This is a genomic window from Pseudoalteromonas lipolytica (genome assembly GCF_001306915.1).
Lineage (GTDB): Bacteria > Pseudomonadota > Gammaproteobacteria > Enterobacterales > Alteromonadaceae > Pseudoalteromonas > Pseudoalteromonas simplex.
In genome coordinates this window covers 168,627-188,706 of the sequence record NZ_LJTC01000005.1, presented here as the reverse complement: position 1 = coordinate 188,706, position 20,080 = coordinate 168,627, and the positions used below count along the sequence as shown (strand labels likewise).

General features: G+C 39.9%; 20 protein-coding genes. 14 read left to right on the top strand and 6 right to left on the bottom strand.

Translation table 11 applies throughout. The features are described 5' to 3' along the window. Positions 1-14: 14 nt before the first annotated feature. Entirely contained in the window at positions 15-863 is an 849-nt protein-coding gene (locus AOG27_RS09100) for a DUF350 domain-containing protein (RefSeq protein ID WP_228290552.1), read from the bottom strand. A 215-nt stretch (positions 864-1,078) separates the two neighbouring features. On the opposite strand from AOG27_RS09100, the gene AOG27_RS09095 reads away from it, so the two are divergent. The 5 genes from AOG27_RS09095 (at position 1,079) to rlmB (ending at position 6,509) form a co-directional block, all read left to right on the top strand. Further along, the gene (locus tag AOG27_RS09095) at positions 1,079-1,405 is read left to right on the top strand and encodes a DMT family transporter (RefSeq protein ID WP_054552883.1); all 327 of its coding nucleotides are present in this window, start codon (positions 1,079-1,081) and stop codon (positions 1,403-1,405) included. 13 nt (positions 1,406-1,418) lie between these two features. Continuing rightward, complete coding sequence (locus tag AOG27_RS09090; protein ID WP_054552707.1) at positions 1,419-2,537, top strand: sensor histidine kinase; 1,119 nt, start codon at positions 1,419-1,421, stop codon at positions 2,535-2,537. Continuing rightward, a complete protein-coding gene (locus AOG27_RS09085) occupies positions 2,534-3,136 on the top strand; it encodes a response regulator transcription factor (RefSeq protein ID WP_054552706.1) in 603 nt (200 codons plus the stop codon). The genes AOG27_RS09090 and AOG27_RS09085 overlap by 4 nt, the downstream gene beginning before the upstream one ends. 146 nt (positions 3,137-3,282) lie before the next feature. Then, positions 3,283-5,766 carry a ribonuclease R gene (rnr, locus tag AOG27_RS09080; protein WP_054552705.1) on the top strand — a complete coding sequence of 828 codons (2,484 nt, stop codon included), beginning with the start codon at positions 3,283-3,285 and terminating at the stop codon, positions 5,764-5,766. Beyond that, complete coding sequence (gene rlmB / locus AOG27_RS09075; RefSeq protein ID WP_054552704.1) at positions 5,763-6,509, top strand: 23S rRNA (guanosine(2251)-2'-O)-methyltransferase RlmB; 747 nt, start codon at positions 5,763-5,765, stop codon at positions 6,507-6,509. The genes rnr and rlmB overlap by 4 nt, the downstream gene beginning before the upstream one ends. 69 nt (positions 6,510-6,578) lie before the next feature. Here rlmB and AOG27_RS09070 read toward each other — a convergent pair whose 3' ends face one another. Continuing rightward, the gene (locus AOG27_RS09070; protein ID WP_054552703.1) at positions 6,579-7,505 is read right to left on the bottom strand and encodes a manganese-dependent inorganic pyrophosphatase; all 927 of its coding nucleotides are present in this window, start codon (positions 7,503-7,505) and stop codon (positions 6,579-6,581) included. A gap of 151 nt (positions 7,506-7,656) precedes the next feature. On the opposite strand from AOG27_RS09070, the gene AOG27_RS09065 reads away from it, so the two are divergent. Both AOG27_RS09065 and mutM read left to right on the top strand, forming a co-directional pair. Continuing rightward, positions 7,657-8,148, top strand: a complete 492-nt coding sequence (locus tag AOG27_RS09065; protein ID WP_054552702.1) for a hypothetical protein — start codon at positions 7,657-7,659, stop codon at positions 8,146-8,148. An 11-nt stretch (positions 8,149-8,159) separates the two neighbouring features. Further along, a complete protein-coding gene (mutM, locus tag AOG27_RS09060; protein WP_054552701.1) occupies positions 8,160-8,969 on the top strand; it encodes a bifunctional DNA-formamidopyrimidine glycosylase/DNA-(apurinic or apyrimidinic site) lyase in 810 nt (269 codons plus the stop codon). Between the two features lie 33 nt (positions 8,970-9,002). Here mutM and AOG27_RS09055 read toward each other — a convergent pair whose 3' ends face one another. The 4 genes from AOG27_RS09055 to AOG27_RS09040 are packed head-to-tail and all read right to left on the bottom strand — an operon-like array spanning position 9,003 to position 12,573. After that, positions 9,003-9,491 (bottom strand): DUF3299 domain-containing protein, encoded by a 489-nt coding sequence (locus AOG27_RS09055; RefSeq protein ID WP_054552700.1) that lies wholly within the window; start codon positions 9,489-9,491, stop codon positions 9,003-9,005. An 8-nt stretch (positions 9,492-9,499) separates the two neighbouring features. Then, positions 9,500-10,798 (bottom strand): ABC transporter permease, encoded by a 1,299-nt coding sequence (locus AOG27_RS09050; protein WP_054552699.1) that lies wholly within the window; start codon positions 10,796-10,798, stop codon positions 9,500-9,502. Continuing rightward, positions 10,785-11,483 carry an ABC transporter ATP-binding protein gene (locus tag AOG27_RS09045; protein WP_054552698.1) on the bottom strand — a complete coding sequence of 233 codons (699 nt, stop codon included), beginning with the start codon at positions 11,481-11,483 and terminating at the stop codon, positions 10,785-10,787. Before AOG27_RS09045 ends, AOG27_RS09050 begins: the two co-directional genes overlap by 14 nt. Positions 11,484-11,499: 16 nt before the next feature. Further along, complete coding sequence (locus AOG27_RS09040) at positions 11,500-12,573, bottom strand: CDP-glycerol glycerophosphotransferase family protein (RefSeq protein WP_228482591.1); 1,074 nt, start codon at positions 12,571-12,573, stop codon at positions 11,500-11,502. Between the two features lie 217 nt (positions 12,574-12,790). On the opposite strand from AOG27_RS09040, the gene AOG27_RS09035 reads away from it, so the two are divergent. The 7 genes from AOG27_RS09035 (at position 12,791) to AOG27_RS09005 (ending at position 20,006) form a co-directional block, all read left to right on the top strand. Then, a complete protein-coding gene (locus AOG27_RS09035) occupies positions 12,791-13,897 on the top strand; it encodes a phosphoribosylaminoimidazolesuccinocarboxamide synthase (protein ID WP_054552697.1) in 1,107 nt (368 codons plus the stop codon). A gap of 352 nt (positions 13,898-14,249) precedes the next feature. Further along, positions 14,250-14,903 (top strand): methylamine utilization protein, encoded by a 654-nt coding sequence (locus AOG27_RS09030; protein WP_054552696.1) that lies wholly within the window; start codon positions 14,250-14,252, stop codon positions 14,901-14,903. Then, positions 14,896-17,211, top strand: a complete 2,316-nt coding sequence (locus AOG27_RS09025; RefSeq protein WP_054552695.1) for an EAL domain-containing protein — start codon at positions 14,896-14,898, stop codon at positions 17,209-17,211. The genes AOG27_RS09030 and AOG27_RS09025 overlap by 8 nt, the downstream gene beginning before the upstream one ends. Then, on the top strand, positions 17,198-18,031 hold the full coding sequence (locus tag AOG27_RS09020) for a DUF3034 family protein (protein WP_054552694.1): 834 nt from the start codon (positions 17,198-17,200) through the stop codon (positions 18,029-18,031). Before AOG27_RS09025 ends, AOG27_RS09020 begins: the two co-directional genes overlap by 14 nt. Next, positions 18,031-18,450, top strand: coding sequence for a group I truncated hemoglobin (locus tag AOG27_RS09015; RefSeq protein WP_054552693.1), 420 nt, complete (start codon positions 18,031-18,033; stop codon positions 18,448-18,450). Before AOG27_RS09020 ends, AOG27_RS09015 begins: the two co-directional genes overlap by 1 nt. Positions 18,451-18,531: 81 nt before the next feature. Further along, the gene (locus tag AOG27_RS09010) at positions 18,532-19,602 is read left to right on the top strand and encodes a CDP-glycerol glycerophosphotransferase family protein (RefSeq protein WP_228482589.1); all 1,071 of its coding nucleotides are present in this window, start codon (positions 18,532-18,534) and stop codon (positions 19,600-19,602) included. After that, complete coding sequence (locus tag AOG27_RS09005; protein WP_054552692.1) at positions 19,599-20,006, top strand: adenylyltransferase/cytidyltransferase family protein; 408 nt, start codon at positions 19,599-19,601, stop codon at positions 20,004-20,006. The genes AOG27_RS09010 and AOG27_RS09005 overlap by 4 nt, the downstream gene beginning before the upstream one ends. The last annotated feature ends 74 nt before the right edge of the window (positions 20,007-20,080 follow it).

Sequence of the window (20,080 nt, the reverse complement as noted above, 5' to 3'; positions counted from 1 at the left end):
CTCCATAAATAAGCTTAAATAGCGATAGTGATGATAACAGCAACACAGATTGCAATGCTGCTTTCAATAACCGCTACGGCGGTGTTTTTGTCGTGCATTGCTTGGTCGAGCGAAATTTTACTAAAGATAATTTTATCAACGAGGTAACGTACAATTGGTAAAATTAAAAAGCCAAATAACGCGTCAATAAAGAATAAGCTTAAGCTTTGTTGCCAGCTATGAAAGCCACCAATGAGCGCATGACACAAGATAATAGCTAGCGCCAACATGGTGCCAGAAAAGCTAAGTGCTACGGCTTTATTGCCTTTTTCGAGCTGTTCGTGAAGATTAAAAGCAGTGAGGTGATCATAGCCTTTGGCAAAAATGATCAGCATTAGTTGCCCTAAAAAATAAAACACAATGGCCGATAACCAGCTGCCTTCGCCGGTTAATGCACCACCAATGATCAGCGCAGCAGCCATATAGTTTGCCGCTTGTACTAAGCCTACGGCCTCGTTTTGTTGGTTAATTAATTGCTCTTGGTTACAGAACAAACGCAGCAGTAACTTGTCATTCAAAATACGTGAGCAGGTTAGCAGCACCATACCTAATACACTGTACAGTGATACATTCATCAAATCGCTTAGCAAACCTTGACTAGGCCCAGCTAAAACAAAGCCATAAATAATGGTAATTGCCCCTAAATAGCCACCAATAGATAAACCTAAAGCACTGTTGGCATTGTCGGTTAATTGGCTGGTGGTGTTATAAGGGGTTGCTAAGTTATACGACAGTTTTGCAACGGCTATAATCGCAATGAATAGACCAATGTAGGCGCTGTTATAGGCCATCGTTGCGAGGTAATGGGTTAAGTTAATATCCATATAATTATGTTAGCTTGTTGTTATTTTCCGAAAATATTAACACAGAGTGTTTGTTGCAAAGAATATCAAAGCTTCATTTTTGGCAGAATTAATCAATTTCTTAAAAGTTTCATCGCTTTTTTATGACAATTGTCAGTTCAATCAATGACAAAATTCACTTATTCCAGCAAGTAGAAAAAGTAATAGTTAAGCCTCTACTTTTTGGAGGAATAAAAATGAATAATGCGGCGTGGATAAGTTTATTAATTGCAGGAATTTTTGAGGTTATTTGGGCACTTGCTATGAAGCAGTCAAATGGCTTTACTAAACTATGGCCTTCAGTTGTTACATTTGCAGCTATGTGGGCCAGCTTTGCCTTTTTGTCATTTGCTTTAAAGTCATTACCTCTCGGGATTAGTTATGCGATTTGGGTCGGTATTGGTACTGTTGGGGTATCAATATTTAGTGTGATATGGCTTAGAGAGTCTATTACCATATTTCAGATAATCTGTATTATATTAATTTTAGTCGGAATAATTGGGCTAAAATTTCAAACCAACTAAAAGAAGCAGGTATATGTTAAATAGTCGGCTTAAGGATAAAAAAACGAATTTGACCTCTTTTTGGAATTGGGGGCCACTGCTTTTTTCGGGATTCTATTTGCTTCCGAGTATTTTCCAAATTGAAAGCACTGACTTTATGCAGATGTTCACGATTGTTCTGTTGTACTTAATTTTTATTTATTTGTATGTGAAAGCAACACTAAGAGGAACAGAACAAGTTTGGCAGCAGCTAATGTCGCTTATTTTGGTTTGTGTCATTGCTAGTTATCTAACAGTTGGCTCCGCGACTTTATTTGGCTTTGTAGCATATATTGTAGGCTATAACTTTTCGAACCGTGCGCGTATTTTTGCAATTTCGATACTACTTTTAGCTTTGCTATCTAGTAGCCAAATAATCAATGAAAATTATGCTGAGTATTTTCTCAGTGGTTCTCTTATATTGCTTGTCGCTTTATTTAGTTATGGCATTGCAGGGCGTAATGAATTTTTCCATAAACGCCGAGAAAAGCAAAATAGCAAACAGTTAGAGCAGTTTGCAGCAATTGCAGAGCGAGAGCGCATAGCTAGAGATTTGCATGATGTGTTAGGCCATTCTTTATCTTCAATCGCTTTAAAAGCGGAGCTCGCGAGCAAATTAAGTCAAGCTAATAGACAGGCTCAAGCAAGGTCGGAAATTTTTCAGGTTGCGGAGTTGGCTAGGGAGCTATTAAGCGATGTAAGAAAAGTTGTAACTGATTTAAAAGAATTGGATATAGATACACAAATTAATAGGTTAATTGTTCGGTTAGAGGAGAGTGGCTTCAAAGTTATTCGTAATATTAAGGTTGTTGACTTGCCGGCAAAATTAGAAGGAGTTGTTAACCTAATAATTAAAGAGGCTGTAACCAATATATTGCGCCACAGTAGTGCTAAATATTGTGAAATATCAATATTACAAACACTGGATAGTGTTGACATTAAAATGAAAAATAATGCAAATGAAACTAGCCAAATTACACTTGGAAATGGTCTATCGGGAATTAAAGAGCGATCTCTACAGCTAGGGGGAAAGGCCGAGTTTAGTTTTTGTAATCAACAGTTCGTTGCATCTATTAAATTGCCTTTGAGTATTAAATCGGAGCGGGCAGAATGATAAGAGTCTATCTTGTTGAAGATCAAGCGTTAGTTAGAGGAGCTGTTGCTGCTCTTTTAGGCCTTGATGAAAATATTCAAGTAATTGGTCAGGCTGAAAATGGCAAGGTGGCGCTTGCTGAAATACCAAAGTGTAAACCTGACATCGTTCTTACAGATATTGAAATGCCGGAGTTATCAGGAATTGAACTTGCTGAAAAATTGGCAATAGAAAAGAGTGAAAGTCGTATAGTAATCATGACTACTTTTTCTAAAGCAGGCTATATCAGGCGCTCTTTAGATGCTGGTGTAAAGGGGTTTATTCTTAAAGAGGCATCAAGTGATAGTTTAATTCTAGCACTTAAAAAAGTCATGTCTGGGCATAAAGTGATAGATCCTGAATTAGTTTTAAGTGCTTTAGATGATAGAGACCCACTAACTGAAAAAGAGCGGGCATCATTAAAGTTAGCTGCAGAGGGGTTAAAAACGCAAATGATTGCAGCTAAATTATACTTAAGTGAGGGAACCGTACGTAATTACTTGTCAGAGGCGATTAGTAAATTAAATGCAAGTAACCGTATCGACGCTGCGAGAATTGCAAAGAGAAAAGGGTGGTTATAAGGTCCTTAATTTTGCTATTAAATTATTGAGCAAGTTTGAGTGCGAAAACAGGTTTAATTAATTTCTTAAAAGTTTCATAGCTTTTGCCTGTCTCATTGTTAGGTTATGGGTTAAAATAACAACATAACCAACTAACAAGATAGTGAATGTCAAAACAGGATCCAAATCTCAGTCGAGAACAAGAAAAGTACGAAAACCCCGTCCCTAGCCGTGAGTTTATACTTACTCACTTAGAATCTCGCGCCAAACCAGCAAACTTCACACAACTTTGTGACGAATTACATGTGAATGATACAGAGCGTCAAATTGCGTTCAAACGTCGTTTACGTGCTATGGAGCGCGATGGTCAACTGTATTTCAATAAGTTTAAATGCTACGCATTGATTGATGAATCTGGCTTAGTTAAAGGCAAGGTCATTGGTCATCGTGACGGATTCGGCTTTTTAGAAGTTGAAGGTGAGAGTAAAGATTGGTTTATCGCCAAGCACCAAATGAATATGGTGTTGCACGGTGACATTGTGCTTGCTAAAGGCAATCGCAAAGGATCTAGCGGCAAATGCGAAGCACGTATCATTAAGGTCTTAACCAATGAACGTGCACCGATAGTTGGCCGCTATTTTGTTGAGCATGGTATTGCAGTTGTTGTGGCTGAAGACCCTCGCATAACGCAAGACATTATGATACTACCGGGTAGTGAAAATGGCGCGCGCCACAACCAAATGGTGCAGGTGCAAATTACCCAAAACCCTAGCCGACATATGAATGCGGTAGGTAAAGTCACTGAGGTACTAGGTGAGCACTTAGCACCGGGTATGGAAATTGAAGTTGCACTACGCAATCACGATATTCCTCATGTGTGGCCAGAAGCGGTTGAAAAGCAAGTTGCTCATTTAGGTGAGTTTGTTGATGAGCAAGCAAAGCAAGGTCGTGTTGATTTACGTGACTTACCGCTGGTGACCATTGACGGTGAAGATGCCCGTGACTTTGATGATGCCGTTTATTGTGAGCGCAAGCCTTCAGGTGGTTGGCGTTTATGGGTGGCCATTGCCGATGTGTCGCACTATGTAGGAATGAACACGCCTCTGAATAAAGAAGCGATCGAGCGTGGTAACTCAGTGTACTTCCCTGAGCAAGTTATTCCGATGCTGCCAAAAGTGTTATCGAATGGCCTATGCTCATTAAACCCGAAAGTTGACCGCTTGTGTATGGTTGCTGAGATGACAGTATCAGAAGCAGGTAAGTTGTCTGGGTATAAATTTTACGAAGCGGTGATGAATTCACACGCTCGTTTTACCTACACGAAAGTGAATGCGATTTTACAAGGCGATGAAAAGCTGCGTGAAGAATATGCCGAGATGGTGCCGCATTTAACTGACTTACAGCAAATGTATATGGCACTAAAAGCAGCACGCCAAGAACGTGGTGCGATTGAGTTTGAAACCTTAGAAACGCGTTTTGTGTTTAATGCACATCGTAAGATTGAATCAATCGTGCCAGTGGTTCGCAATGATGCACACAAACTTATCGAAGAGTGCATGATTTTAGCGAACGTATCGGCAGCCCGATTATTAGAAAAGCACGAGGCAAGTGCGCTTTATCGTGTGCATGATGAGCCTGATGCTGAAAAGCTTGGTTTCTTCAGAAACTTTTTATCAGAGCTTGGTATCGAAACCGCGATTTCTGATGAGCCAACACCAAAAGAAATCACTCACGTGTTAACTAAATTAGGCGACCGCCCAGAAGCTGAGCTTATTCAAACCATGCTGCTCCGTTCAATGAAGCAAGCGGTGTATCAGCCTGATAACATTGGCCACTTTGGTTTAGCTTTACCGGCGTATGCCCACTTTACGTCGCCTATTCGTCGTTATCCTGATTTAGTGGTGCACCGTGCAATTAAAGCGGTACTTAAAGCGCAAGGTCAGCAAACATCGGGTGAGTATGCCTACACTGATGACGAAGTTGATATTTTAGGTGAGCAGTGTTCAACCACTGAACGCCGTGCTGATGATGCGACTCGTGAAGTCGCAGATTGGCTTAAATGTGAATTTATGCAAGACCATGTTGGTGACGAATTTGGTGGGGTGATCTCATCGGTAACTAACTTTGGTCTATTTGTACGCTTAGATGATTTACAAATCGACGGCATGATCCATGTAACTAACCTAGGCAATGAGTACTTCCATTACGATGGTGCTAAGCATTGCTTGATTGGTGAACAAACGCACACCGTTTATCGTTTAGGCGATAAACTAACGGTTCAGGTGTCATCTGTCAGTCTCGATGAGCGACGCATAAACTTAGTGTTAGCAGGTGAAGCGCAACAAGATCGTTATGCGCGTCGTCGTGGCCGTAGTGCCCCTACAAAACCAAGTGTTCGTGCCCAGCTTAAAGCAGGTAAAATTCCTGGTAAAAAAGCGCAGTCAGGCAGCTTTGAGGCAAAATCAGGCGATAAAGACAACGAAAAACGTGGCAAGTCTTCACCTTCTAAAGGGCGTAAAAAGCCTAATAGTAAACAAGCTGATGCTGTAAAAGCTGGCAAAAAGAAGAGTAAGAAAAAAACCACCAAAAAGGCAAAAAGACCGGGTAAGAATGCCCGTAAACGTAATGGCCGAGGAGCAAATAATACGTGAGTAATGAATTAATTTTTGGTTTTCACTCAGTTGAAGCAATATTAGCAAAAGAGCCTGAGCGCTTTTTAGAAATATACGCTTTAAAAGGACGTGAAGATAAACGTTTAAACCCGGTTATTGACCAAGCACGTAAATTCGGTATTTCGGTACAATTTATGCAGCGTAAAGCGCTTGATAATAAAGCAAATGGTGAGCAGCACCAAGGCATTATCGCTAATGTAAAAGCGGCGCGCATGTACAACGAAAAAGATCTAGATGAGATCATAGCCCGTGAAGAAACGCCTTTCTTATTGGTGCTTGATGGCATTACTGATCCGCATAACTTAGGTGCCTGTTTACGTAGTGCAGATGCTGCGGGCGTACACGCGATTATCGTTCCTAAAGATAAATCTGCAAAACTAAACGGTACAGCGCGCAAGGTAGCGTGTGGTGCAGCAGAAACAGTGCCATTGGTACAAGTAACCAATCTTGCGCGTACGCTACGTGAAATTAAAGATGCAGGCGTTTGGGTTGTTGGTACTGCCGGTGAAACAGATACTGAGTTATTTGATGCAAATCTAACAGGGCCAATGGCTGTTGTTATGGGTGCTGAAGGGGATGGTATGCGCCGTCTTACACGTGAGCATTGTGATTTATTAGTTAAAATCCCAATGGCTGGTACGGTATCTAGCTTAAATGTGTCAGTTGCGACCGGTATTTGTTTATTTGAAGTGTTACGTCAGCGTAATGCAACGCAAATCTAACTACCGCGAAAATTTCAGACACAAAAAAAGCCGATGTAACATCGGCTTTTTTGTATCTATTTCGTAAGATTAGATCTTTGCAAAAGCGTCTTGTAGTGGTGGTACTACTTGCTTCTTACGGCTTAATACGCCATCTAACCATACGCGACCGTCTTCTGATTTAACATCATAGGCAGCTTCGATTACTGATACGTCATCAGACGCAATTAGCATTTCAGAGCCTTCTTTCATGATATCAGTTAACAGGAGTAATACTGAGTGGCGACCGCCTTCTTCTTTAAGCTTTGCGATGTCAGCTTCAAGATCTGCTTTGATCTCATCAAATACAGCAAGGTCGATAACTTCTAGCTGGCCAATACCTACTAACTTACCGTTCATGTTGAAGTCTTTGAAATCACGCATTACTAAATCACGTGCAGGTGTGCCTTCCACTGCTGATTTAACCTTGAACATTTCCATGCCCAGTTCTTTGAAATCTTCGATGCCAGCGATTTCAGCAAGTGCTTCAACACACTTGATATCAGCTGTTGTACACGTTGGTGATTTAAAGATTACAGTGTCGCTTAAGATTGCGCATAACATGATGCCTGCGATATCTTTTGGAATCTCTACGTTGTAGAAGTCATACATCATTTTGATGATAGTGTTTGAACAACCCACTGGGCGGATCCAACACTCAAGTGGTGTTGACGAAGTTAAGTCGCCTAATTTGTGGTGATCAACAACACCTACAACACGTGCTTCATCGATGTCATCAGGTGCTTGTGTTTTTTCTGTGTGGTCAACGATATAAACGTCTTCGCCCGCGTAGCTAAGTTTTAGCTCAGGTGCTTCGAAACCGAATTTATCTAGAATAAATTGTGTTTCAGGTGATACTTCACCTAAACGCGTCGGGATCGCAGGTTCATTGATCTGGTTTTTTAAGTAAGCAAGCGCAATTGCACCGCAAATTGAATCTGAATCAGGGATCTTATGACCCACTACATACATTGACATTGACGGAACTCCTTTAAATTTGGCGGATATTTTAGCAAAGTATCGACAGATTGATACATAACAGACATGAAATTTTGTTGATCAATTACAACTGCCAATTAATGTCCTTTTTGGTTACACTTTAAGATATTGAAAACTGAGGAAGATACTGATGCGCTTGAGCCGAAAAGCATGGAATAATGTGGTGATTATTTCGATGCTATTGATGATTTTTTTCTTCAATGGCCTACATAAAAAGCTCAATACACAGCCCGTTGAAGAAGGAGTACAAGCATTACTCCCAGAGCAAAGCTTCATTTTAGCAATGGCATTTCCAGAATTAAAAATCGAGCGTATCGGCACCTCTTGGCGTAGCCAATCACTGCAAGAAACCACATGGCAAGGCGATGAGCAGCAGCTCGAACAACTCGTTGAACTTTGGCAACATCAAAAACTGACTATTGCCAGTCTCCCTGTTAGTAAAATTTCACAGACATCGGCTGATTATGTTGCCTCCGTGTGGCTAGCCGGGGAGCAGTTGCCAGCGGTGTATCAGTTGTACAACATAGATCAGCAATACTATTTATTAGATAAGCGGTTACAACGAGTATTTGAGCTTGAACAAGCTGATGCTGCTAAGTTATTTCCGTTATACCCGTTTTAAGAGAGTCACAGATGCCTGAATTACCAGAAGTTGAAGTTAGCCGTTTGGGAATAACGCCGCATGTGCTTAACCAAACAGTGACCAAAGTAAATATTCATAACGCCAGTATGCGTTGGCCTGTGCCTGATGATGTATATCAATTACAAGGACTTAAAGTTACCTCAGTAGAGCGTAGAGCAAAATATTTATTACTCGGTTGTGAGCTGGGTAGTGTTATTTTGCACTTAGGAATGTCGGGCAACTTACGAGTTGTGAGTGCTGATGAGCCATTAAAAAAGCACGACCATATCGAATTTATTTTAGCCTCAGGTAAAGCGCTAAGACTCAACGACGCGCGTCGCTTTGGTGCCTGTTTGTGGCAAGCGCCAGGCGAATGTCATACCTTGCTAACCAAGCTCGGGCCGGAGCCACTTACCGATGAGTTCGCTGCAAAGCGTGTTTACGAACAGTCTAGAAATAAAAAAGTACCGATAAAACAGTTTATTATGGATAACGCTGTGGTCGTTGGTGTGGGTAATATCTACGCCAATGAATCGTTATTTAAGGCCGGAATTCACCCGAAACGAGAAGCTGGCAAGGTGTCTTTAAAGCGTTATCAGCAATTAGTGCCTATTATTAAAGAAACACTTGCTGCGGCTATCACGCAAGGCGGCACAACATTAAAAGATTTTGCTCAAAGTGATGGTAAGCCCGGTTATTTTGCCCAGCAATTACTAGTTTATGGTCGCAAAGGTGAGCCATGTGTAACGTGTAAAGAGCCATTAAAAGAAATTAGATTAGGGCAAAGAAGCACTGTGTACTGCTCTAATTGTCAAAAATAACAATGAAGAAGCACGCCAAGGCGTGCTTTTTCATTACAGTTCAAATGGTGCTACACCAACGGCTTTCATCTTGTAGCCTACTTGAGCAATTTCACCAGACCAGGTTTCGGTGCTGATAACGCCTGTCACGACAATCGCATCGTAGAGGCTTTCGATTGGCACGCCATCTTTAATCGTGACATGCACAATTTGATTTGGTGGCGGTGGTGGCACGTGGATACATGCACCAAAATAAGGAACCAATAAAAACTCGGTGATCACTTCGCTGTCGCCTTCAAGCGGAACAACAAAACCAGGCAAACTTACTGATTGACCATTAAGTTCTTTTACCACGGGAGCATCAAGGTCTGGTTGCACCCAGTTTTGCTCAGAGCCTTCATGGTTTGCTTGCGCTTGGGTATCGATTTGCACATGACCTTTTGGAATTAAATCTTCCCAGAAGATTTCTTTAGGTGCGCCAGCATTAGCTCCAGCACACACAACTAATGCGACTAAAGCGACGAATTTTCGAAAAAACGGCATAACATTCCTTAAATTTTAATACTCATGCCATCAGCAAGAGAGTAGAAATACGCACGGGTTGCAGGAATTAACCCAACAATAAAGCCTGCGACCATTATCGCAGCTAAGAGCATGAGTTCATAGGATGACAATAAAGCAATATTTAGGCTTATTCCGGCATGGCTTTGCAAGTAATCTGCGCCGAGTAGCATTAAAGCATAGAATAATGCGATGCCAACAATGCAGCCTAGCCCTGTAATGAGTAATGATTCGACACTGATCAAGGTGAAAATATGCCAAGGTCTTGCGCCAACAGAGCGCAAAATTGCAAGTTCTCTGCGGCGTTGATTTAAACTTGAAAGCAGGCTAGTTAACATGCCAAGCAAACTGATCAGCACCACGACGATAGAAAATAGCAGTAAGATTTTTTCAACGATAGAGAGCATTTCCCAGAGTTCACGCAAAGTAACACCCGGCATGATGGCAAGCAGTGCCTCATCTTTGTATTGGTTAATATTACGACGCACTTGTAAGGTATAAAGTGGTGAATCAAAACCAAGTAAAAAAGCGGTTATTTGTTTTGGTGTGCCAACTAAATCAACATCATCATGCTGGTCATGGTCATGGTCATGGTCATGGTCATGGTCATGGTCATTTGCATCAGCCTGAGCGGCTTCATGCTGATGAGCATGACCGCCATGAATCGCGTCAATTGCTGCAAGTGGGATATGCAGGGTTTTATCAACAGGTGTCCCCGTTGGTTTTAAAATACCAACTACTTTAAATGGGTTATCGTCATGATTATGAAAGCTGGTATTGCCCATGCCGTGTGCAATCACCACTTCATCACCAAGTTGATAGCCAAGGGTATTGGCAACCTCAGCCCCTAGTACAACCTCAAATAAATGATTAAACTCATGACCTTGTGAAAAGCTTAACGGCTGTTTTTTAGCAAAGCGATAGTGCTCAAAATAGTCTTTATTTGTACCAAGTACAGCTAAACCTTTATGGCTGTCGCCAAGCGACATAGGGATAGCCCATTTTACACCGCGCTGCTCAGAGATGTATTGGTAGCTTTTCCAACTCACACCATTATTAGCATGGCCAATCCGAAATACCGAAGACAGCAGTAGTTGGATATCACCGGTACGCGCACCGACAATTAAATCAGTACCAGAAATTGTATTGCTAAAGCTACTTTTAGCATCGACACGAACCCGCTCAATCGACATGAGTAGCATTACGCTGATAGCAATGGTAAACAGGGTGAGAAGGGCGCTGGCCTTTCGGTTTAATAAACTTTTTGTGGCGAGTTTAATGAGTAGCATCTGTGCCTCCTTGTAACTCAACAAGGCTGATACTGCGGGTAAATAGCGTTTGTAATGTTTCATCATGGCTAACAAAAATTAGCGTGCTATTTGCTGCGTTTGCCTGTTCAAATAATAATTTTACGAAGGCTTGGCGATTTTGCGTGTCGAGTGCTGAGGTAGGTTCATCTGCAATGATAATTTCAGGGCTGCCGATAAAAGCTCGCGCTGCGGCAACTCTTTGTTGCTGACCTATACTCAGCTGTGCAACGGCTTGATGTTGCAAGGCGTCGTTTAATCCTAAAGCAGTGAGTAGGCGGCTTGCCTCCGCGGCTATTGCTGCACTATTTTTTAATGCGTTTTTTTGCCTTTGCTTTGAAAATTGGCAACCCAAAGTCACGTTTTCAATGGGCGATAAATAGGGCAGTAAATTAAAGTTTTGAAAAATATAGCCAATATGGTCGGCACGAAAACGGTCACGTTTACTATTACTCAGTTGGTTAATCGCTTTACCAAGAAGCTGGATATTGCCTTGTGTTGGCACTGTGACACCAGCAAGCAGGGATAATAACGTTGATTTACCACAACCACTTGGACCGTGAAGAAAAACATGTTCGCCTTGATCAATATCTAGCTTAGTAATATTGATCGTCGGCTCAGGTTGTTTTGCGTGCCATTTAAAAAGCACATTTTCAAGCGTGATCATAACGACCTATGAATTGTTACCATCGCCAGTAATTTAACTCTTTGCGCATTTTAAAATTACGAATAAAATTACGTGGTTTCGGCTTAAGTGCAGGATTGCTCAATAGTAATTCATTGCTAGCAGCAAGTACACGTTGACTCGATAAGCCGTCTTGGTAAGGATGCAGTTGCTGGCAGAAGTGTTCGATTTTTGCCATTAATTCCGCAGGCTTACTCAATGCATAGTCAATTGCCTCGGCAACTTTATCTGCATCTGTAATATCAACTAAATGTTCACCAGCACCATGATTACAAAAAGTCACCACAGGTTTTCTTTGTAAGATAAACATGAGCAAAATAGACGAGGTATCACACAGCATAACATCCGCTGCTTGTAATAGTGGTAATACGTTATCAGTCTCGACAAAGGTTAGATTGTCGTTTTGTAGAGCCTTGTATTGTTCAACAATCTCGCTTGGCATTTTTGGGTGAAATTGCACCAAAATTCGCCACTTGCCTTGTTCACTGTATGCTTTTATTTGTTCGTATAATTTAGGTGCAAGAGAAAGGCGCTTTGAGAAAGTCGAGCAAATCAATAAGGTTTTTCTGTTGTCATCATGATTTTTGTATGGATTGTTTTCAATCTCACTAAAGTAAGGATCGAGCGTCGGCCAGCCCGTTTCTTTTACTTTAAAGAATCCATGTTGCTGGGCAAGCTCTAAAAAAGTAGTCGTGGTTGTTGGCCCTTGAGTGCAATATAAGTCGAAGCACCCTCGAATATTAAAGTGATTATCAACACCTTTATTCATGCGCTTTCCTGAATTGAAACCATGGAAAACAGCCACTTTTTTTCCAGGGATGAAATCCGGCACCACATTCCCTGGTACATACACGATATCTGGGCGCCAGTCTTTGAGCTCATCTACTGATAATAATCGAATCTCATCTTGGTGAAGGAAGTTTGGATTTACTTCATCGCCGTACAAAAACCAGCGAACTTCGCCACCTCGGGCTAAAATCTCCCGTTGTAATGGGCGTAAGATCGCGTACGAATAGTTCTGCGAAATAAACATTAAGTATTTTTTGTTTGCGGTAGCTGCTAAGTAATCCAAGAAAACCTCCTATTGCGAGGTCGCTATTATAGCGAAATAATGTTTATGACAGCAAAATTACTGGAAGTTTAAATTTTTATGTTTTTTATCACGTCCGTAGGCTGCTGATGATAGTGCAATGATTGAGCTTTCAAGGCGTCTAGATTATTATAGGCGGCCATAACCCCAATCCCATACATGTGCTCACATGAGCATGCCAAATACTATCGGAGATAGCATGACTAGCTATAAAGTTTTAGACGTAAACGATGACTTACCGATCCGTACCAAAGGTGCGGTACACAGTGGTAAAGTGCGTTCAGTTTATTGGTTAACTGATGAAGACAGTGCTCGTTTAATTAATGAAAAAGGTTATCAAGTTCCAAAAGGAACTGAGCTAGCTATTATGGTTATTTCTGACCGTATTTCTGCGTTTGATTGTATTTGGCAAGGTGAAAACGGTTTAAATGGGGTGCCTGGTAAAGGCATCGCGCTAAACTCTGTTGCGTCTCATTGGTTTAAGTTATTTGATAAAGCAGGTCTTGCTGGTAACCATATTGTTGATATTCCACATCCATATGTATGGATTGTGCGTAAAGCAAGTACAGTAAAAGTTGAAGCCATTGCGCGCCAATATATTACTGGCAGTATGTGGCGTGACTACGCGAAAGGTACACGTAGTTTCTGTGGTATTGATTTACCAGAAGGCTTAGCTGCGAACCAAAAGTTAGATGAAGTGTTAATTACGCCATCAACGAAAGGCATTATTACCGGTGTTGCTGAGATCCCCGAAGTAGATGATGTAAATATTACCCGTGAAAATATTACGAATAACTTAGCTGTTTTTAACTTCAAATCTGAAGATGATGTCGCTAAATATGAGCAATTACTTGTTGAAGGCTTTAAGCTGATCAGTGATGAACTTGCACAGCTTGATCAAATCTTTGTCGATACTAAATTTGAATTTGGTTATGTTGAAGACATTGATGGTTCAGATAAGCTTATCTATATCGATGAAGTAGGCACACCAGACTCATCACGTATCTGGGATGGTCCAGCTTACCGTGACGGTAAAATCATTGAAAACTCAAAAGAGGGTTTCCGCCAGTTATTAATTAATAACGTGCCAGACAGCGACGTGTTATTAAATAAAGACCGTATGGGCGAGCGTGAGCAGCTTGCTAAAGACTATACCTTGCCAGAATCAGTGATGCTTGAAGTGTCTGATACCTACGTTGGCATTGCGAGTAAAATTATTGGTCAAGAAATCACTATTCCTAGTGACCCAAGAAGTGAAGTAATCGCAATTTTAGATAGTGATTACGGCTTAATTAAGCACGATTAATAGGCATTTACTAATTTTATTCATAGCTAAAATGCTATTTTTAAAGCCAAGCTGTCACAAATAACATTGCTTGGCTTTTTATTACCTTCTGTACTCATTTCTGAATGATGTATAAGGTAATTAAACGGGATAAACATGATCCCAATAGTCTCCACCTTTCTGACATTACAGATTAATTGATAACGAAAGTAATACTAAGCAAAGTTATTACTGTAACTAATTCACTAAGTTTTAAGTTTTTCGTCAATACTTTCTTGCCTAAAACCGGTCTCTATCAATGAAATGATTAGGTATAACTTAACAATAGATTAATCTATACTGAATTGTGAACTAAGAGCGGAACTAATTAATTATGTTGATGTTTGCGAATTTTTTTAGCCGGGTATGTTACGTTGCTTTGTTATTAAGCTCAACGAATGTACTTTCAGCGGACTTTTCCTTTGTTGTACGCGATCAATTTGGAAAGCCATTAAAAGATGCTGTTATTGAGTTTAAGGATCAGCAGTTAAATCACCAAGATAACTTATCAGTTGCCGTCATGGACCAGGTTGATAAGCACTTTACCCCTAAAGTACTTGTTATTCAAAACGGGCAATTAGTTGACTTCCCAAATAGTGATAATATTCGCCATCATGTGTACTCATTCTCGACTGTAAAGCAATTTGATATCAAACTTTACTCTGGTCGGCCTGAAAAACCCGAAAAATTTGAATCACCTGGGATTGTTGTTCTCGGTTGTAATATCCATGATTCAATGGTCGGATACATTTATGTTGCAGATAGTTCAGAAGTGCTAAAAACGAGCGTAGATGGAAGAGTTCAATTAAATGTGAGTACATTTCCTGTTAGCTTTACGGTATGGCAACCAAACCAACAGAGTGATATCGATCAGAAAAAAACAATTACATTTGCTGATTCTTCGCAGGTTGCAGATATTGTCATTACTACAATAGAGCCGAAACCACGAAATACATTTGGAGAAATGTTTAAGGGTACTAATGATTAATAGTTTAAGAGGGCGAGTTATTGCCTTATGTGTTGGTCTTGTTCTGTTAACAAGCTTAGTCAGCCTAGTTAGTTCTTGGTGGTCTGCGAATCGTTTTAATGACCAAAAGCTTCTAGAAGATATTAATGTTGCTGAGAATGTTTTTAACCAGTATTTAAGTGCGAAAGAGAGCCTTCTTCTAACTGCTGCAAAAGTGTTAACAGCAGATTTCGGTTTTAAACAAGCTGTCGCAACTCAAGACGCCGATACTATCAGCAGTGTCTTAAATAATCATAGTAGGCGGATTAATGCTGATTTAATGATGCTCATAAACTTATCTGGGGAGCTCGTTTCTGCTAATACGGATTTCGCTCACATGCCAAATGAGTTTACGGCATTAATGAAGCAGTTATTAGATAACCCTGAGCAGTCAAATTTCATTGTTATCGAGCAGACTCTTTATCAAGTTATTATATTGCCAGTTCGCGCACCGAGAACAGTTGCATATAGTTTGGTTGGTTTTGAAATCACAGATCTAGTTGCCGAAGAGTTAAAAAAACTTACAACTATGGATGTAAGTTTTATCGGAGAGGATGATGATGTCGTTGAAACCTCTCTTGTTGATAAGCCAGAAGATAATGCAGTACTTAGGCATTTTGAAAATAAATCTACACAGCGAATTTTTGGGGAAAAGCCAGTTTATCGTAATCGCCTTGTTGAGCTACCTTCGGTTTCTGGGCATAAAGTATCAGTGCTACTAAGTGCCGATTTAACTCGAAGTTATCTTGAATTTGAGCAGCTCTTTTTTACTATTATTTCATTAGCAGCTATCACAGTTGTGATTGGTGTTTTAGCTAGTGGGATTTTGGCTAAAAACCTTACCACACCGCTTTCTAAACTTACTTTACTTGCTCAGCAATTCGCGCGGGGTAACTACAAAGCTGAATTTATAGGAAAAAAGCAAAGTACTGAAATTACGACGTTAGTTGATGCATTCAATAATATGGGTAATGACATTAAAGAACGTGAACGACAAATCAACTTTCAAGCAAGTCATGATACGTTAACAGGGTTTTTAACACGCAGTGCCATGTTGGAAATTATGGAGTCGCTATTAGGGCAAGGCACTGAATATACTTTAGTTGCTATTGATATAAGAGGTTTGCGGCATATCAATGACAAACTTGGCCCTCGTATTGGAGATGATTGTTTAAGAGAAGTTGCTGAACGTATTAGTGAGTATTCTGAGCCGCTTGGTGGAGTCAATGCACGCATAGGTGGAGATGAGTTTTTAACCTTATTTCCAAGTGGAAAAGCAGAGCAATTAAAAAGTGGAGTCATGGATTTAATGGCTCAGCTACAAGTCGGTTACACTATTCAAGGCTTGAATATTACCTTGCGATTTAGCGCTGGTGTAGTTCATTGTACCTTTGAGGGAGTTAAGCCCGATGATCTAATGCGCCGAGTTTTAATCGCAATTGATACAGCTTCGTCAAAAAAGAAGAATGTTCATTATTATCAAAACGGCGAAGATGAAGAGTATCTGGAACGGTTGGCAATTATTGATGAATTAAAACATGCATTACAAGCAGACGATGGCCAATTGTTTATGACTTATCAACCAAAGCTAAATTTAAACACCTCTAAGATCGATAAAGTGGAAGCGCTGATCCGTTGGCAAAGAAAGGATGGGCAGTGGGTATCACCGGAGCTATTCATTGATTTAGCGGAGCAGTCAGGTGTTATTGTTGATTTGACTGCTTGGGTAGTTAAAACAGTTGTCACTCAAGTCGCAAGGTGGCAAGAACAAGGCATTATTATGCAAGCCGCTATCAATGTTTCGGCTCAAGATATTGCCTTCCCAAGCTTTTTCTCTCATTTGGCAAAGCAATTAAAAGAGAATGATGTTAATGGACAGCTTATTACAATAGAGCTGACAGAACGCGACATGATAGAAAATGAAGAACAAGGTATTAAAGCATTAGAAAACCTAAAATCACTTGGGGTAAAAATATCGCTAGATGATTATGGTGTTGGGCAAACTTCATTGGGTCGCTTGAAATTACTACCTATCGATGAACTTAAGTTAGATAAATGCTTTATTCTTCAATTGGAGCAATCTAAACAAGATCAGTATATTGTTGAGTCAACAGTAAACTTAGGTCATCAGCTAGGTTTCTCTGTCGTTGCGGAAGGTGTTGAAAATAAAGCTTCTTTAGACTTTTTGAAACTAATAAAGTGCGATTATGCGCAAGGGTATTACTTGAGCAGGCCACTAAAATCAGAGCAGTTTTTACAATGGCTAGAGGTCTATAATGAAGCATCTTAATTGGCTATTTGGACTAACTTTCATTGTTTTTACAAGTTCAGGGTTTGCAGCTTCAGGTAAATTATTAGCAACGCCCGGAGTCTCTCAGGTTGAAGGCAGTGCGGGTGGTGGGATTGTTCCATGGGCTCAGCTCGCAGGCTATGCAAGTGATGATGAAATCGCTTTGAATGGCTTTTGCAGTCGTACAAATGTAAGTGATTACCGCTTAGATGTTTGTGGTGCGCAGCTAAATGTTTATGATCGCGTTGAATTTAGTTATGCGGAACAACGTTTTGAAGTTCCCGCATTAAATACCGATATTGAGCAATCAATTACCGGGGCAAAAGTACGCTTATATGGTGACATTGTTTACAGTAAATGGCCGCAATTAAGTTTAGGTATGCAGCATAAGTCTTTAGATGATGGCAGTATTGCTAGTTTATTAGGTGCAAAAGATACCAGCGGTACCGATATTTACCTTGCTGCTAGTAAATTACATTTAGGGGCGCTTGCTGGGTATAATTGGTTTTGGAACACCACCTTTCGTTATAGCGATGCTAATCAGCTAGGTTTGTTAGGTTTTGGCGGTCCTGATAGTGATAAAAAATTGTTGTTTGAAGCATCTACAGCGGTGTTTTTAACCCATGAAATAGCTTTGGGCGTTGAGTATCGGGTAAAGTCCAATAATCTTGGTTTAGGAGAGCAAGATTGGCAGGATGTATTTGTGGCTTGGTTTCCTAATAAGTATGTTAGCATCACCGCTGCTTGGTTAGACTTAGGAAGTATTGCTGGTGCTGAAGACCAAACTGGTTGGTACTTATCAGTAACAGGGTATTGGTGATGATAAAAACACTTTTTAAATTTGTATTTACCGTTATGCTTGTGGGTTGTGTAAGTAGCAATAATGGCACCTTGTACCAGCAACTTAATGGTAAACAAGGGGTTGAAAAATTGGTTGAAAGTTTTATCAATCAAATAGGCCATGACGAACAGATTTTAGCTTATTTTAAACAAAGCAATGTTGCGCATTTTCGCCAAGGCTTTATCACTCATTTGTGTAGTGTCACCGACGGTCCTTGTGAATACAAAGGCGATAACATGGTTGATATACACACTGGAATGAATATCTCAAAAAAAGACTTTAACCGTGTGGTAGAGCTTTTGATTAATGCTATGGACGAACAACAGATTCCACAAACAGTACAAAATAAAATTCTTAGTCGCTTAGCACCCCTTCGCCCTGAGATAATTGATATTTAGCTTGTACAAACTTCAATTGTGGGCTGAAACAAAAATGTAATTTATGTACAATGGCTATTGATTTAAGTTATTAAGTTGTAAATGATGCAGTTATATTTTGATGTTCAACATCTATATTATATTCCACAATACCTGCCTGTTTTAAAGGAGTTAAAAGAAAAAGGCCACAAAGTTTCGATGGTTTTCTATAAAGAACAAGATGAGTGTAGTCGTGCTGTATGTTGTGACTTTATAGATAAAAACGCAATAGTTGCAAAATGGTTAACGAGTGCGAGTGAAACCTTTGACTTTTATCAGAACTCAGATGCAGATTGGGTTGTATTTGGAAATACGTTCGTAGGTGCTGAGAATTTAAATAAAAAGACTGTACTGATGCAGCATGGAATCGGCCCAAAGCAATGCTATTACGACGTATCAAACAACAAGATGACAGTGCGGTTTGTTGAAGGTGAACACCGACTACAACGTTTAAAAATGCTCTATCCCGAAGGTAACTTTATTGATAGTGGCTACGCAAAATTAGACCCTATTATTAATCAGACTCTTGGTACTATTAACCTCAAAAACCTAGGCCTAGATCCAACAAAGAAAACCTTGCTGTATGCGCCTACTTTTTATCCAAGTTCTTTAGAATGTTTTAGCGATGATTTCCCTGAGCATTTTGATGAATTTAATATTATCGTTAAGCCTCATTTCTTTAGTTTGTTTAAGAAAAAATATAAAAAACAACGTCTAAAACTCGATAAGTGGGCCAACGCTAAGAATGTTTACCTTGCGAATGAGTACGATTTTGACCTTACTCCTTTTTTAGAACTTGCTGATATAATGATTTCTGATGCATCGTCAGCCATATTTGAGTTTGCAGCATTAGAAAAGCCTGTAATATGGTGTGATTTCTATAAGCTGCGCTGGTCTTACAGAGGTATTTTTTCTTATAGGCTAAAAGCTCGGCTTGATGAAGATATCAAGTACTTTAATGAGTTATGTGCTCGTGCAGGAAGTTATAAAGATTTAAAGTATTTATTAAGTTCAAGTTTTAATGAATCAGCTGAATTTAAAGAAAAAAGAAAAGAAATTGTTTATAAGCTGGCAGGTATTACCGATGGTCACTCTGCTAAGAGAATTGTATCTTATTTAGAGGAGCATCAATGAAGCGGGTAATTACATTTGGCACGTTCGATATTTTTCATGTGGGACACATCAATATATTAGAACGAGCTAAAGCGTTAGGAGATTATTTGATTGTTGGTGTATCTTCTGATGAACTAAACTTCTCTAAGAAAGGTCGAAAGCCCGTATATAGTGAAGCTGATAGGCTGAAAATTATTAGTTCATTGAAGTGTGTCGATGAGGTATTTGTAGAGCATTCTCTAGAATTAAAAGGTGAGTATATCAAAGATCATCAAGCTCACTTGCTAGTTATGGGGGATGATTGGGCTGGTCAATTTGATCAATTTAACCAAATTTGTGATGTAACTTATCTAGAGCGAACTCCCTCTATCTCTACAACAGAAATAATCGAAGTTGTAAGGCAACCTTCCAACTGTCATTTATAATTAATAAAATTGCTATATGCGCTAACGTTCAATCAAAAATAAGATGTGTAAATGGCTTTTTTATTTATCTCTCG

Excerpts from the sequence above, each read along its gene's own strand:
- AOG27_RS09045 (WP_054552698.1), bottom strand. The coding sequence starts at position 11,483 with ATGATCACGCTTGAAAATGTGCTTTTTAAATGGCACGCAAAACAACCT.
- AOG27_RS09005 (WP_054552692.1), top strand. The coding sequence starts at position 19,599 with ATGAAGCGGGTAATTACATTTGGCACGTTCGATATTTTTCATGTGGGA.
- AOG27_RS09015 (WP_054552693.1), top strand. The coding sequence starts at position 18,031 with ATGATAAAAACACTTTTTAAATTTGTATTTACCGTTATGCTTGTGGGT.
- AOG27_RS09070 (WP_054552703.1), bottom strand. The coding sequence starts at position 7,505 with ATGTCAATGTATGTAGTGGGTCATAAGATCCCTGATTCAGATTCAATT.
- AOG27_RS09065 (WP_054552702.1), top strand. The coding sequence starts at position 7,657 with ATGCGCTTGAGCCGAAAAGCATGGAATAATGTGGTGATTATTTCGATG.
- AOG27_RS09020 (WP_054552694.1), top strand. The coding sequence starts at position 17,198 with ATGAAGCATCTTAATTGGCTATTTGGACTAACTTTCATTGTTTTTACA.
- AOG27_RS09055 (WP_054552700.1), bottom strand. The coding sequence starts at position 9,491 with ATGCCGTTTTTTCGAAAATTCGTCGCTTTAGTCGCATTAGTTGTGTGT.
- rnr (WP_054552705.1), top strand. The coding sequence starts at position 3,283 with ATGTCAAAACAGGATCCAAATCTCAGTCGAGAACAAGAAAAGTACGAA.
- AOG27_RS09010 (WP_228482589.1), top strand. The coding sequence starts at position 18,532 with ATGATGCAGTTATATTTTGATGTTCAACATCTATATTATATTCCACAA.
- AOG27_RS09050 (WP_054552699.1), bottom strand. The coding sequence starts at position 10,798 with ATGCTACTCATTAAACTCGCCACAAAAAGTTTATTAAACCGAAAGGCC.
- AOG27_RS09025 (WP_054552695.1), top strand. The coding sequence starts at position 14,896 with ATGATTAATAGTTTAAGAGGGCGAGTTATTGCCTTATGTGTTGGTCTT.
- AOG27_RS09030 (WP_054552696.1), top strand. The coding sequence starts at position 14,250 with ATGTTGATGTTTGCGAATTTTTTTAGCCGGGTATGTTACGTTGCTTTG.
- AOG27_RS09035 (WP_054552697.1), top strand. The coding sequence starts at position 12,791 with ATGACTAGCTATAAAGTTTTAGACGTAAACGATGACTTACCGATCCGT.
- mutM (WP_054552701.1), top strand. The coding sequence starts at position 8,160 with ATGCCTGAATTACCAGAAGTTGAAGTTAGCCGTTTGGGAATAACGCCG.
- AOG27_RS09085 (WP_054552706.1), top strand. The coding sequence starts at position 2,534 with ATGATAAGAGTCTATCTTGTTGAAGATCAAGCGTTAGTTAGAGGAGCT.
- AOG27_RS09095 (WP_054552883.1), top strand. The coding sequence starts at position 1,079 with ATGAATAATGCGGCGTGGATAAGTTTATTAATTGCAGGAATTTTTGAG.
- AOG27_RS09100 (WP_228290552.1), bottom strand. The coding sequence starts at position 863 with ATGGATATTAACTTAACCCATTACCTCGCAACGATGGCCTATAACAGC.
- AOG27_RS09090 (WP_054552707.1), top strand. The coding sequence starts at position 1,419 with ATGTTAAATAGTCGGCTTAAGGATAAAAAAACGAATTTGACCTCTTTT.